We start from the raw sequence: 13,555 nt of genomic DNA, 5'->3' as shown, positions 1-13,555 counted from the left end.
TGTCCCGGGTTGCGCGTTCCGCTCCACCCGGGCGAGGGGGCGCCCACCGTTTTCCGCCGGGCTCATTTCCGCGAACGCTGTGTTTCCGCAATTGCATGGTTCATGCACTTGCATTCTTTTCAGCGCGGCGGCTTAAGTCGCCCGTCGAACTCGTCGATCAAAGGGAAACCAAATGGCCTATACCGTCGTCACCATCGCAGGCAGCCTGCGCAAGGAAAGCTTCTCGCTGAAGGTTGCTCGCGCGCTGGCCAAGCTCGCGCCGTCCTCGCTGAAGCTCGACGTCATCACTCCCGCTGGCATTTCCTTCTTCAACCAGGACCTCGAGGCCAACCCGCCGGCCGACTGGCTCTCGTTCCGGGAGAAGCTGCAGCAGTCGAACGGCATCCTGTTCGTGACACCGGAATACAATCGTTCGATCCCCGGCGCCCTGAAGAACGCCATCGATGTCGGCTCGCGCCCCTATGGCAAGAGCTCGTTCAATGGCAAGCCGGTCGGCATCGTCAGCAATTCGCCGGGACCGCTCGGCGGCGTGTCGGCTGCCAAGCACCTGCAGAACATCCTGCCGGGGATTGCGGGTCCGATCCTGCAGCAGCCGGAGATCTACCTGACCGGGATCGGCGACGCCTTCGACGCCAATGGCGAGGTCACCAAGGACGCGCTGCGGCAGGTGCTGCAGCAGTACATCGACGCGTTCTCGGCTCACATCGAGAAGCACAACAAATAGCGCCTATTCCGCAAAAGTGGTCGCCAGTTTTGCGAAAAGAATAGGTGCGAAAACAAAGGCTTTAGGGGTCCATTAACCGCGGCGTCCCAAGCTGGCGATATGGTCTCCCGCACGCGCCTCAAATCGATCCTGACCGGGCTCGCCCTCTATACGATGGCGGCCCTGATGATCGGCTATTTCGGCGTCAACGCCTATACCGGCAAATACGGCCTGAACGCGCGACAGGAGCTCGACCAGGAGATCATCGCGCTGACCTCCGAATTGCAGCGGCTGAAGAAGGAACGCGTCGAAGGCGAGAAGCGCGTTTCGTTGCTCCGCTCCGAGAGCCTCGACCCCGACATGCTGGACGAGCGCGCCCGCTTCCAGCTCGACTATGCCAACCCGCGCGACCTGGTCCGGGTCAGCAAATCGAATTAATTGTCGAGCCGTCCCAATTGCCGTAGGGTAGAAGCGTTTCGAGCGCCGTAGCCCTATTGGGCCAAAAAAAGAACGCATCAAACGCCGGCGAGCCCCGCGATGGCGGTCCAGCTCCTACCGTGACTGACTTTGACGAAGGTCAAGGAAGCCATGGTCCGCATGCCCTATTTATTGGGTTAAGGGAGGGAGTATCAGCGGGATGAAGGAGCTTAAGCTCGCTCATCACGCGGCCCGCGTCGAGGCCGCGATCGAATCCGGCCAGGCCGCGAGATCAGCGCTTGTGGCGTCATGGCGACGCTCTTCCCGATTGCATCAGCTTGATCCCGCCGGAACGCGGCCGCCGCAACGGCTGACCGGGGCCGAGTTCCAACAGGCGCGGGAGCACGTCGCGCCGCTGTTGCGCGCGGCGCAAGCCAGTATGGACCGGCTGTACCAGGCGGTGGGCGCTGCCGGCTGCTGCGTGCTGCTCGCCAACCACGACGGTATCCCGCTGGAGCGGCGAGGCCACGCAGCTGATGATTCCACCTTCGAGGACTGGGGCTTGTGGACCGGTGCGCTCTGGGACGAAGAGCATGAGGGTACCAATGGCATCGGCACCTGCCTGGTCGAGCAGCGCGTCCTGACCATTGACCGCGAACAGCATTTCTTCACCCGCAACACGCTGCTGAGCTGCACCGCTGCCCCGATCTACGACGAGCACGCAAGGCTTGTCGGCGTACTCGATGTCTCCTCGTGCCGCGCCGACCGCACCGATGCGTTCGCCAGCCTGATTGCGCTCGCCGCCGGTGAGGCGGCGCGGCGGATCGAGGCCGAGCTGTTCCGCAGCGCCTTTGCGAATGCTCGGATCGTGCTGACACCGCCGACCGAGGCTCATGGCGGCGGCTTGTTGGCGATCGACAGCGACGATCTCGTGATCGGCGCGACGCGATCAGCGCGGCTGGCCTTGGGTATCCCGCCCGACCGCGTGCTCCGGCCGCTTCCGGCCGCCGACTTGCTGGAGGGCCGGGAAGGGCGCTGCGAGCACCTCGGCGACGCGCAGCGCGCGGCGCTGCAGCGGGCGCTGGCCCGTGCGCAGGGCAATGTCTCGGCCGCGGCGAAGGCGCTCGGCGTCAGCCGCGCCACCCTGCACCGAAAACTGAAGCGCTTCGACCTCAAGGGGCATTAAGCAGGAACGCGATTCGGGCTGAGCGGTGGACGCTGTGTGGAACACTGGCTGATTGGCCGTGGGGCGCTCGACGGGCTGTGATCAGGTTGATAAGCCCCTCTCCGCAAGGAGAGTTTGAGTCGGGACATGACCGTTGCGATCGAGATGGGGCACACGACGGCCGGCGCCCCGGCTGTTCTGGACCTCGAGGAATTGCTGGCGACCCGCCTCCTGGTTCAGGGCAATTCGGGCTCCGGAAAATCCCATCTGCTGCGCCGGCTGCTTGAACAGAGTGCCGCCTGGGTGCAACAGGCCATCATCGATCCCGAAGGCGACTTCGTGACGCTGGCCGATCGTTTCGGTCACCTCGTGATCGACGCCGAGGACCATACCGAGCGAGGCCTGCAGGTTGCCGGCGAGCGGGCGCGCATTCATCGCGTCTCCACCGTGCTCAATCTCGAGGGGCTGGACGCAGAGAACCAGATGCGCCGCGCCGCCGCCTTCCTCGGTGGACTCTTCGACGTCGAGCGCGACCACTGGTACCCGATGCTTGTGGTGGTGGACGAGGCTCAACTGTTCGCGCCGGCGATCGCCGGGGAGGTTTCGGACGAGGCGCGTAAGCTCTCGCTCGGCGCCATGACGAACCTGATGTGCCGCGGCCGCAAGCGTGGGCTTGCCGGGATCATCGCAACCCAGCGGCTAGCAAAGCTCGCCAAGAACGTCGCGGCCGAGGCGTCCAATTTCCTCATGGGTCGAACTTTCCTTGACATCGACATGGCGCGCGCCGCCGATCTTCTCGGCATGGAGCGGCGGCAGGCGGAGGCCTTCCGGGACCTGGAGCGCGGACAATTCATGGCGCTGGGTCCGGCGCTGTCCCGCCGTCCCCTGGGGCTGCGCATTGGTCCAACAGATACCCACGCGCGTAATGCAACGCCGCGCCTGCTGCCGCTGCCGGAAGCGACGCTGGAAGACGCGCGCGCCGTGATCCTGGCAGCGCCGCCGCCCGAGGCTGGCCGGCCGCAGCGCCGGCCGGCGCCGGATCTTCTCGAGCAACTCCGGGCGGCGAAATCCGCGGCGCCAGATATCCGTCCCGAGGCGATCGAGCTGCCAATCAGCGATGAGGAATTGGCCGAGCGGCGCGAGCAGGTGGATCGTATCCTCAGTGCGGTCCTGGCCGAACCCGATGCGGGGTTCCGCGCCATCGGCGTTCTCTATCAGGAGTTCGTGGTCCGCTGCCGGATCGAAGGCCTCGGTTCGGCGGTGCCGGACCTGAATGACTTCCGCCGCATGCTGACGCGCGCCCGTGCCGGACTCGGCTCCGATCTGGTAGAGGATGATGCGTGGCAGGATGTCTCGCTCCGCGCCTCCATTTTGCCGGAGGACATGCAGGGCGTCTTCATGATGATCGCCCGCGCGGCGAAGGAGGGCTGGCCGTGCCCCAGCGATGCAGCGATTGCGCGCGCCTATGGCTCACACTCGTTGCGCCGCGCCCAGCGTCTGCTGACATATATCGAGGATCAGGGCCTCATCGTCTGCCAGCTTGACGGTGCAGGTCGAAGGATCGTGACACTCGTCGAGCTGGCCTGGGCGACAGCTCCAGGCGACCCGAATGCCGAGGAGCTGCCGGCGGAGCCAAGTTGCAGCACTGCGTCGCTGTGATGCGAGGGGCCGGTAGGGTTTAGACAGCGCTCCGCCCGGTAGCTGATCCTCAGGCGGTGACGATAATCGCGATCTCGCGCCTTTCTGGCGTGCCCTGCCATGGATCCCCTCTGATCAGCTCGATGCGGGCCTGCCCGGATTGGAGCGCGCGAAACAACGCGCTGGTCGGCGGTCCGGCCGGACTCAGCACACGGCCGTCATCCGAGACCACGCCGGGCGAGAAGACCCCCATGAGTTCGACGGTCGTCCCGCCTTCCAGAACGCGCCCGCCGGTTGCCCCGAACATCAGCATGTCTCCCACCCGCACGTGCAGCACGGGTGGAAGGTCCTGGCATGCCTGGATCTCGACAAGGTGCGCCAAAGCGTTACTGCACCGGTTCCTCGTCCACTTCCACGTCTTCCGACGGCGACCATTCGTCGGCGGTGCCCATCTCAACCTGGATCGAGGGGGCCCGCTCTGCCGACACCTTCGGGTAGATCCGCCCGGCGAACGCGTAGTCCGTGGCGTTGATGTCTATGCCTCCCCGGATCGGCTCGCCGGATTTCGTAATCGATCCCGGAAGCTGGTAGCACATGATCGAGTCCTCGTCCGACGGGGTGCCCATGATCGAATCCTGGCTGAGCGGTGTCAGCACCTGCTGGTCCACCATCTGGCGAGACCAACCCTGTGTGCGCAGGAAGAAATCGTATGCCTTCTCCGGGTCTATGCGGGCAACCAGCTCCTCGCGCATGTGCTCATGCGGGAAGCCGAGCGTATGGCCGGCCTCATGACGAACCACACGATGGAATTCGCTTTCGCTCGTGTTCATCGTGAAACCCTGAAGGTTCAGCGTCGGCCGATTATTGGGGATATGCAGGATGTCGGTGCCGAGATAGGACCAATATCCAGCCTGATTCCGCGAGATGCGCACCTTCCCGACGCCGCGGGTCTCCACGAACGAGATGCCGGCGGTTTGGTTCCAGGCATTCATATGCTGAATGATCCGGCGGCGCAGATCACTTGGTCCGCCATCCAGGAAGCTGACCGTGAGTTGCCGCTGCTGCGGGCCCCAATACTTGCTGACCAGAACTGAAATCGCTGCCGGATCGAGCACCAGACCGCGCGCCACAGCGCTGATCGGGCCGAAGCCAACTCCGTTCACGGGATTGATTGATCGTGCGGTTCTTGCGGCCTTCTCGACCAGACGATCGGGCAGTTGCTTGATCGAACAGTGCGCGTTTTTCCCACCCGCGTGGGCGTGGGTATGCGAACCTCGCGTCGTCTCGCCATGCGGTTTGCTATCGTCTTCGTCCGTATACGGACCGCCATCCACGGCCGCCCGAGCCACCTCCGCGATCTTCGTCAAGGCCTGGCGGAGTTTCTGGTCGCTGTCGCACATATTATCCTCCTCCTCGTTGCTGCTTGCTGGTGTCGTCGACGTTCTGCTGGAAGAGATGGCACTTGCTCGATCGTGGCAGGTGACGGCGCATTCCGCGTTTCGTCCACCCCTTCGAGCCGCCTTTGCTGTCAAGATAGTCTGCTTGTGCCTGTATTCGGCGTCGATCCGTAACGCTTTTGCGGATCACGTAGCGAACCTGCCCATCCGGGCCCAGGATGACGGTAGAGCCGCCGAAAACTTCACTTATTCCTTTAGAGCTCTGCTTGCACCAGCGCCGCTGCGTGATCTCGGCGACTGTATCGAAGGTGATCTGCCCGTCGGGGCCGATACGTCGAAGGGATCGAACAGAGCCAACAACGGCCGGATCGACGTGATCGCCATTCAACTGGATGTCGCCCGGCAAGGCACAGCCGAACGCATGCGTGTATTCCGGCCGCATGACATAGGCTCCAAGCGCCTCGGCCTGGCGTCGCAGCTCGGTCTCATCGGCTGCTCGTCCCGGATCGCCGGCGAACTGCATCTCCCTGAAGTGCAGGGCTTCGATCGGCTCCATCTTTTTGTCCGGCGGTCGCCACAGCAGAGAATCCTCCGCGAGGTCCGGCACGTCATCGGCATAGATGTGGCGGCGCGCGAACGCATCGATGATGGCCTCGCGATAGCCGAAGGGATCGTCTTGAACGAGATCGAAATCCGCAGTGATCACGGCTCGCAGATATTCGCCAAGACGCAGGTCGAACGGCGGGCAGTAGTCGATGGCGCGTATGCAAATTGAAAGAAACTGCGATGCCAATGTGCTCGCCTGATCCGCGAGGATCTGGGTGAGCTCCGGACCGGGAGCTTCGCCGGGAGCCAGACGCGCCAGGCGAAGGTACCGTTTCGTCTTCCGCCGCAGTACCGTTGCGAATGCTTCGAACATCGCGGTGACCAGAAGCGAACCGCGCTTGTGCGGCTCGTCTCCGGCCGTTTCGTACAGTTCGATGCTGCCTTCCTCGTGCTGCCCGGGACCGGCGAGAGTGATCGCCGATCGTAACGGTCCGTCGGAACCCGTGGTGTGTCCAAATTGAGAAGCGAGTGACAGGAGCAGCGCATCGGTCTCAAGCTTGGCGCCCGACCGCTCGATCGCGGCACGAACGACATCCGAATGGGAGAAGTGCGTGAGGATTGCCACAAGGTCGGCAAATCCCTCGTGGAAGGCCGGGACATCCGGGTGGGTCGGCAGCCGAAAGCGCGTCCGGAGGCCATCCAACAGCGCGTGCGTCATTTCGTGCACGATGATGTCGTGTGAAAGGCTGGTGAAGACCCGGCCGTGGGGGCGGTTTCGCCCCTGGACGTCACCATCGGCACTGAAGTATCCGAACTTCAGCTCACCTGCTGATGAATCGTAGTAGGCGTTGCGGTCGCAGAACGCCTGCGGTCGAATCCTGAGCTTTGGATAAGCCTGGCCAGGCTTGGCATGGAAGCCCCAGCACGGATCGCGGCCGAGCGCCCGGCGGAAGGCATAGTAGGTGGATGCGCAGACCGCGTAGACCATTTGTTGCCGGAACATGGGGTCGGACGGCGAGGGGACTCGGCCGCTCTCCATCAGGATGCGAGGATTGTCCAAATCCACCGGCTTATTGAACTGCCCGGTCGTTTGGTCCCAATCGACCACTTCCAGGATGCTGCCCACCGGGCCCGAGCTCAATTGTTCGAATGGGACATTTATCGTCGCCACCGCACCATCCAGGCGACTTGCCGTTGGATCGAGTGTGTAGATTCTAAGCGGCCGACAGATTGGATCGTGGTGCGCCCGTTGATACGGCTGCACCGAAGCAGTGGCCAGAAAAACCGGATCCACAACAAAGTAGTTGGCCGATGCAGCCAGAGCGCCCTGTACCTTGCGGCCCTCAGAGCGAGACGACGCCACATTGGGCCTCAAGGTATCATGCAGAGTCGGCTTCGTCGTACTGTCCACAAAACGACTCCCCGGCACAAATGAACTGGTGAGGCCCGATCATGCGTGAGCGTCGGGCCAAATAAACTTTTTCATCTGACAGACGGTCAGTCGTCCTTTCTTTGACCGTCTATTTCACTCCCGTGTCACCTGATGGCTATGTTGCAAGTGTTTGCGTCATCGGCCTCGATGGGCACACCGGCATGATCAAACCGTTATCCATGCCGTACGCCGAAAAACGGCGCGTGTATTTTTACTACACGATCCGCAACCGGTGTGTGTGCTAGTTCACTCATGCAAGCATGAGGACAACTTGCCGCGCAGCGGATTTGTCAGCGCAGCGGCCGGTTGTTTTACATCTTTTTACCGGCCACTTCCCACGACGTATGGTAGAACTTCATTGAACACGCGGGACGGTGGGCTTCATCGTCGATCTCAAGAAAACCAAGCTCGATCAGAAACCGGCTAAGCGCTCAACCACGACGTTCCGTCGCGGGTGTTCGCGCACGCATGCCGACAAGACAGGAGGCCTTCATGAGCAAGGGAAAAGTGCTGGTGATCGGTTCTAACGCAACCAAGATTGAAGTGCGGGGCGGCGGGACAGGAAACACGGGCCAGTACCTCAACGAAACCGTCATCCCGGTCCTGGCGGTCATCGAGGCCGGCTATGATGTCGTGCTCGCAACTCCCAACGGTTCCAAGCCGCATATCGACGAGGCCTCGCGCGCGGCGGAGCATTTCGGCGGCGATCAGGCCGCATTTGATCGCGCGGAGGCATTCTTCGCCGGCGATCCCGCGATGAACCAGGTACGCACACTGCGTTCAGTGATCGACGACGGATTGGAAAATTACGCCGCGGTCTTCGTACCCGGCGGGCAGGCGCCGGTGGTCGATCTCATGCAGGACCCTGACGTCGGCGAGATCCTGCGTTTCTTTCACGCTCATGCCAAGCTTACAGCCTTGCTTTGCCATGGCCCGATTGCGCTTGCAGCAGCTATGCCGGCGGCGCGCGAGTTCCGCGCGGCTCTGATCGCCGGGGACACGGCGAAAGCGGCGGCGCTGGCGAAGGGATGGCAGTATGCCGGATATAAGATGACGATCTTCTCCAATAGCGAGGAGAAAGTGATCGAGGACAATATCCTCCATGCCGAAATGTATTTTCACGTGGTCGACGCATTGCAGACGGCGGGTGGTGTGGTGACCATCACGGCGATCGACTTCGAGCCGCATGTGATTGAGGATCGCGAACTTATCACCGGCCAGAATCCTCGGTCCGACCACCTGGTCGGAGCCAAGTTGGTCCAGGCGTTGGACCGCGCGTTCGCAAGCGCGTGAGCCCGATTTGGGGGTCGAGCGGGCAGGGGAATGAAATCCGCCTGCTTTGCTCGACCCGCGATGATCCGCTAGTGCGCGATGACTTTTCTTCGAATCGTCATCCCGCTCCAGCTCCTTGTTTGAGCATGATCTCCGCGCAAACGCTTCGCGTTTGTCGCGCGGGAAAACCGGTCTCCACTTTTCCGGATCATGCTCTAGGCAGCGTTTGCGCGTTGCAGAAGTTGTGAAGCCGTGACCAGGTCTTTCGTCGTGAAGCCCTCGCTGAAACTCTGGTAGACCGGCCGAAGCAGCCGCTCCGCGTCGTCATAGCGATCGGAATTGATGTAATGGGCGGCCAGGTCGCTGGCGATGCGCAACTCGAACGAGGCAGCTCCAATGGCCCGTGCCTCCTCCAGCGCACTCCGGAGCAGGCGTTCCGCACTGCTGTGGTGACCGGCAAGATACAGGATCGAGGCTTCGATCCGCTGCAGTTCGGATCGACACCAACGTTCTTCCTGTTGCGTCTGATAGTGCAGGGCCATGGCTATCGTATCGCTGGCTTCATCGATCCGCCCGCGGAGAGCGAGCACGTTCGCGAGATGCCCGAGATACATTCCAATGCGCATGAAGTAGCGGCATTCGATCAATTCATCGGTCGAAGCGCGCAGTTCGCGCACAGCGTCTTGCTCGCCCTTCAAATCTCGAAGTGCGGCCGCGAAGTAGCGCTGAACCGGGACCCAGCGCGCGATATTCTCGCGCTGGAGGTTGGACCGCAATCGAGCGGTGTAGCGCTCAAGCGCAGCCATGTCGCCATTCCATAGCGATACTGGCAGGGCGGCCAATCCTAGCGCATTTGATTGGTAGATCAGATTTCCAACGCTGGCTGCGGTCTCAACCGCGTCCTGTGCCGCCGCCGCCGCGTAATCCACATGGCCGTTCATCCACGCGACGAAGGGCAGATAACAGCGGGTAGCGATGTAGCGGTAGACCTCAAGGCCTGCCACGCGCGCCCGCCCATGGGGACGCGAATACGTCGCCGCAAGGCGATCGAGGACTTGCCGGCTTTCCCTCAATTCTCCCGTTTGGGCCCTTGCCCAGGCCAGCGCGCGATCACCTTCGGGTGCGGCTGACCAATGGTGACGTCTGGATAATTCACCGACCTCCTCGAGACATTTGATCGCCCGCGCTGTTTGCCCGATCTGCAGCAGGTAGAATGAAAGACCCACCAGCGATCGCAGCCGATAGTCCAGGTTGCCGGCACGCTCGGCGAATGCGATTGCGGCGAGCCAGGCGTCTTCGTTCTCGTTTAGAAGCTTGCGCGCGTAGAACAGGCTCCAGGCTCGGGAGCAGGCCAACTTCGCCTTCAGCAGATCATCACACGGAATGGTTTCGGCCATTCTTAGAGCCAATTCTACCCGTTCCTGCGCCTCCGCTATCAACGAAACCTCGGACCATAGCGGGATGGCTGCCACCGTGAGCCGGACACCGAGCTCGGTTTCACCCCCTTCGCCGAAGGCCCATGACAAAGCGGCTCGCAGGTCGGCAAGACGGCTTCGGTATCGGCCCGACCAATCGTTCGTCTCGCGCCAGTCCCATTCTCCTTCGGACTGTTCGAGCAAGTCGAGTATCCGGTGGGCGTGACAATGCAGCGCCCGTGTGTCGACCGGATCCTCCTGCCGTCTCTTGATCGCGTAGCGCCGCGTGCTGTCGAGAAGCCGGTACCTTAGCCCGGCTCCATTCACTTGAGCTGTCACAAGGGATTTGGCGACGAGGCCGCCCAGTCCGGTGGTGACATTGGCCGGCGTCAATTCGGCCGCAGCGGCAACGGCTACGACATCTTCCAGTTCGAACGCCTCGGCAAACACCGATACGAGGCGTAAAACTGTGGCCTCGCTCTGCGATAGAAGCTGGAAGCTCCAGTCGATCGTAGCCAGCAGCGTCTCCTGGCGTGGCGGCGCAATTCCAGAGTGTGGACTTCGAAAGCTTAGATGTTGATCCAGCATCGAAAGCACGTCTTGTGCTTTGTGATGTTCCAGCTTGGCGGCGGCCAGTTCGATGGCCAGAGGCAATCCGTCGAGTGAACGGCATGTCTGCACAATTGCCGCGCAATCGGCATCGACAAGATCATACCCAGCCCACTCCGATGCCCGGCGAGCAAACAGCTCCGCGGCGGGAAAGCGCAAAGCCTCGGTGGCGGTCAGAATTTCGCCGGAATCGGGGAAGGCCAGCGAGTCGAGCCAGAAAATATGCTCGGCGGATGTGTCGAGCGGTTCGCGGCTCGTGGCGAGAAGCCTCGATTTCCCCCTGTCGGCCGCAAGCTTGTCCGCAAAAATCGCCGCGCCCGGCAACACATGTTCGCAGTTGTCAAGGACGACGAGCATCCGCCGCTGCCGGAGGTAGTCGATCACAGCGGCGAGGGTATCGCCGGGATTGCCGCGTATTCCCATCGCTCCAGCCAAGGCAAAGGGAACCTGCGCCGGATCGTCAACCGTTGAAAGATCTACAAAGCAGACGCCGTCCGGACAATTCGATTTGAAAGTTCGGGCCACGGCGACAGCCACGGTCGTCTTGCCGATCCCGCCGGCGCCGACCACAGTGACGTGCTGTTCGTTACGCAAGCCAGCTAGAATGTTCGCGATCTCGACGTCACGGCCGACTATGTCGCGTTGAAGAGGAAGTCCGGGCAACTCCGAGGACTTCGCAGGAATGCCCCCATCGGTGAACTCAGCGGTGCTTATTTCGACAGGTGCCACGAACCGATAGCCTCGGCCTGCGACGGTCGCCACGTAGCTCGGTGGCGTCTGCGTGTCGCCCAAGGAGCGGCGCAGACTGCTCATGTTGACCTTCAAATTGCTGTCATGAACGAACGTGTCTGGCCAGGCGGCGGCCATCAGTTCGTCCTTGCTCACCAACTGACCGCTCCGTTGCGCCAATAGATGAAGCAACTCGAACGACCTTCCCCCAAGTTTGACGGGTCGGTCGCTGCGCATGAGCAACTGGCGGTTCGGAATCAGGCGAAACGGACCGAACGAAAGTACGAGTTCATTTCTCACTACACCGCTCGAATTATCCATTGATCCCCGACGTGTTGCCCCATTCTTTTCACGATCACAACAGGGGTCTAAGTGAATATGCTGCTCGTCGGCGGCCGTCACAAGCCGCCGGGCGGCGAGCAGATCGAGCAGGGAACGGACGTTGCGGCTTTTGGTCGCCGCATGCGGCGCTGCTCCCTGGTGACGCGCCGTTGACATGCAGTAAAATTACTGCATTTTGATTTGGATGGACGACGACCAGCTCGACAACGTCTTCAAGGCGCTCGGCGATCCCGTGCGTCGCCGCATCCTTGATCGCTTGGCGAAGCGTCCCGGGCAGTCCTTGTTTGAGATCTGCGCTTCGTCGGTTGCAGAGGATGGCAGAAGCCTGTCGCGACAAACGATTTCGCAGCACCTCGAAATGCTGGAGAGGGCCGGGCTTGTCCAGACGCATTGGAGCGGGCGCACCAAGATGCATAGCTTCGACACTGCGCCACTGCGGAAGGCAGTCGATGCCTGGCTCAACAAGCATCTGAAAAAAGGGAGTGGAGCATGAGGATCTATGTCATGAGCGTCTTTGTTGACGATCAGGCCAAAGCCTTGGATTTCTACACGCAGAAGCTGGGCTTCATCATCAAGCACGATATCCCGCTTGGGGCTCATCGCTGGTTGACTGTTGTGTCGAAGGAGGCACCGGAAGGAACCGAGCTCCTGCTTGAGCCGAGCGAGCACCCTGCCGTTGGGCCATACAAATCTTCGCTCGTGAATGACGGGATTCCTGCAGCGTCCTTCCAAGTGGATGATCTCGAAAAGGAATTCGAGAGGTTGCGCGACCTTGGTGTCGAATTCACAGTACAGCCGATGGATGCAGGCACCGTCAGAATGGCTGTCTTTGATGATACCTGCGGCAATCTCATTCAGCTCGTCGAAATGCTGCGAGGAAAGTGAGGGCGGGCAACGTCCGCCTCGTTGTCTCGCATATCGGCTAAGGCTCGGAAGGAGTGTCCAATGGGTGAAGGTATCGACGGTCGGCCAAGCGCCCCACAAGCCGGGTTTGCGGGTGTCACACGTAAGGTGCTCGAACGCCTTCCACTGCTCGGCGATGATCGGGAGCTCGTCGTGGTCGAGGTGACCTATCCACCCGGCGGCGCAGCTCCGCTTCACCGACATCCCGTTGGGGGAGTGGTCTTCATCATCGAAGGTGTTGCGGAGTCAGCTTATGGCAGCGATGATCCACGACAGTACCGAGCGGGCGACACCTTGCAGGATCGCGCCGATATTCCACACACACTCTTTCGCAATTGTGACGCGGAACGCCCGCTCCGTTTTCTGACCATCTACGCGCTCGAACCTGGACGCTCCTACACAGCGGAGGCATGAGGTTAATTGGCGCAGTTGGCATCCGAACAAGATACGGCCGCTGCACGGGTCTTCGCTACGGGAATCGGAGTGCCTGAAAGCGCAACGTCAGCCGCGCCGCGCCGCCTTGATCGTGGCGACGTCTATCTTCTTCATATCCATCATCGCCTCGAATGCGCGCTTTGCTTCATCACCGCCAGCCGCTAACGCCTCGGTCAGCACGCGCGGCGTGATTTGCCAGGAGATGCCCCATTTGTCTTTGCACCAGCCGCACGCGCTTTCCTGTCCGCCGTTGTCGACGATCGCGTTCCAATAGCGGTCGGTCTCGTCCTGATCGTCGGTGGCGATCTGGAACGAGAAGGCTTCGTTATGTTTGAATGCCGGACCCCCGTTGAGGCCGAGACAGGGAACGCCGGCAACCGTGAACTCGACCGTCAGCACATCACCGGCTTTGCCGGATGGGTAGTCACTAGGTGCACGGTGGACGGCGCCCACTACGCTGTCGGGGAAGGTCTCCGCGTAGAAACGGGCAGCAGCCTCGGCGTCCTTATCGTACCAGAGGCAAATCGTGTTCTTTGCCATTGCTAGTCCTTT

General features: G+C 61.7%; 14 protein-coding genes. 9 read left to right on the top strand and 5 right to left on the bottom strand.

What is annotated here, in order from left to right; translation table 11 throughout:
• The first annotated feature begins 172 nt into the window (after positions 1-172).
• From K288_RS0108325 to K288_RS0108310, 4 genes are all read left to right on the top strand, one after another.
• Positions 173-724, top strand: coding sequence for an NADPH-dependent FMN reductase (locus K288_RS0108325; protein ID WP_027579117.1), 552 nt, complete (start codon positions 173-175; stop codon positions 722-724).
• Between the two features lie 99 nt (positions 725-823).
• On the top strand, positions 824-1,141 hold the full coding sequence (locus K288_RS0108320) for a septum formation initiator family protein (RefSeq protein WP_027579116.1): 318 nt from the start codon (positions 824-826) through the stop codon (positions 1,139-1,141).
• Between the two features lie 199 nt (positions 1,142-1,340).
• Entirely contained in the window at positions 1,341-2,306 is a 966-nt protein-coding gene (locus K288_RS0108315; protein ID WP_027579115.1) for a GAF domain-containing protein, read from the top strand.
• 126 nt (positions 2,307-2,432) lie between these two features.
• Positions 2,433-3,944, top strand: coding sequence for an ATP-binding protein (locus tag K288_RS0108310; RefSeq protein WP_027579114.1), 1,512 nt, complete (start codon positions 2,433-2,435; stop codon positions 3,942-3,944).
• Positions 3,945-3,993: 49 nt separating this feature from the next.
• Here K288_RS0108310 and K288_RS0108305 read toward each other — a convergent pair whose 3' ends face one another.
• Genes K288_RS0108305 through K288_RS45025 form a run of 3 tightly spaced genes read right to left on the bottom strand, consistent with a single transcriptional unit; the run spans position 3,994 to position 7,277 of the window.
• Entirely contained in the window at positions 3,994-4,305 is a 312-nt protein-coding gene (locus K288_RS0108305; protein ID WP_027579113.1) for a hypothetical protein, read from the bottom strand.
• 4 nt (positions 4,306-4,309) lie between these two features.
• Complete coding sequence (locus tag K288_RS0108300; protein WP_027579112.1) at positions 4,310-5,323, bottom strand: M12 family metallopeptidase; 1,014 nt, start codon at positions 5,321-5,323, stop codon at positions 4,310-4,312.
• A 1-nt stretch (position 5,324) separates the two neighbouring features.
• Positions 5,325-7,277, bottom strand: a complete 1,953-nt coding sequence (locus K288_RS45025) for a peptidase M4 (protein WP_152535436.1) — start codon at positions 7,275-7,277, stop codon at positions 5,325-5,327.
• A 513-nt stretch (positions 7,278-7,790) separates the two neighbouring features.
• Between K288_RS45025 and K288_RS0108290 the strand changes: the two genes are divergently transcribed.
• Positions 7,791-8,591, top strand: coding sequence for a type 1 glutamine amidotransferase domain-containing protein (locus tag K288_RS0108290; protein WP_027579111.1), 801 nt, complete (start codon positions 7,791-7,793; stop codon positions 8,589-8,591).
• Between the two features lie 194 nt (positions 8,592-8,785).
• On the opposite strand, the gene K288_RS0108285 is transcribed toward K288_RS0108290, so the two are convergent.
• Positions 8,786-11,644 carry a winged helix-turn-helix domain-containing protein gene (locus tag K288_RS0108285; RefSeq protein ID WP_027579110.1) on the bottom strand — a complete coding sequence of 953 codons (2,859 nt, stop codon included), beginning with the start codon at positions 11,642-11,644 and terminating at the stop codon, positions 8,786-8,788.
• Between the two features lie 51 nt (positions 11,645-11,695).
• Between K288_RS0108285 and K288_RS55505 the strand changes: the two genes are divergently transcribed.
• The 4 genes from K288_RS55505 to K288_RS0108265 are packed head-to-tail and all read left to right on the top strand — an operon-like array spanning position 11,696 to position 12,982.
• Positions 11,696-11,818 (top strand): hypothetical protein, encoded by a 123-nt coding sequence (locus tag K288_RS55505; RefSeq protein WP_256378816.1) that lies wholly within the window; start codon positions 11,696-11,698, stop codon positions 11,816-11,818.
• 31 nt (positions 11,819-11,849) lie between these two features.
• Entirely contained in the window at positions 11,850-12,158 is a 309-nt protein-coding gene (locus K288_RS0108275; RefSeq protein ID WP_027579109.1) for a helix-turn-helix domain-containing protein, read from the top strand.
• On the top strand, positions 12,155-12,550 hold the full coding sequence (locus K288_RS0108270; RefSeq protein ID WP_027579108.1) for a VOC family protein: 396 nt from the start codon (positions 12,155-12,157) through the stop codon (positions 12,548-12,550). Before K288_RS0108275 ends, K288_RS0108270 begins: the two co-directional genes overlap by 4 nt.
• A gap of 60 nt (positions 12,551-12,610) precedes the next feature.
• Complete coding sequence (locus tag K288_RS0108265; protein ID WP_027579107.1) at positions 12,611-12,982, top strand: cupin domain-containing protein; 372 nt, start codon at positions 12,611-12,613, stop codon at positions 12,980-12,982.
• A gap of 87 nt (positions 12,983-13,069) precedes the next feature.
• Here K288_RS0108265 and K288_RS0108260 read toward each other — a convergent pair whose 3' ends face one another.
• Positions 13,070-13,543 carry a VOC family protein gene (locus K288_RS0108260; protein ID WP_027579106.1) on the bottom strand — a complete coding sequence of 158 codons (474 nt, stop codon included), beginning with the start codon at positions 13,541-13,543 and terminating at the stop codon, positions 13,070-13,072.
• Positions 13,544-13,555: the final 12 nt, after the last annotated feature.

The organism is Bradyrhizobium sp. Ai1a-2, from assembly GCF_000426245.1.
Taxonomy (GTDB): domain Bacteria; phylum Pseudomonadota; class Alphaproteobacteria; order Rhizobiales; family Xanthobacteraceae; genus Bradyrhizobium.
This window is presented reverse-complemented; position numbering and strand designations above follow the sequence as displayed.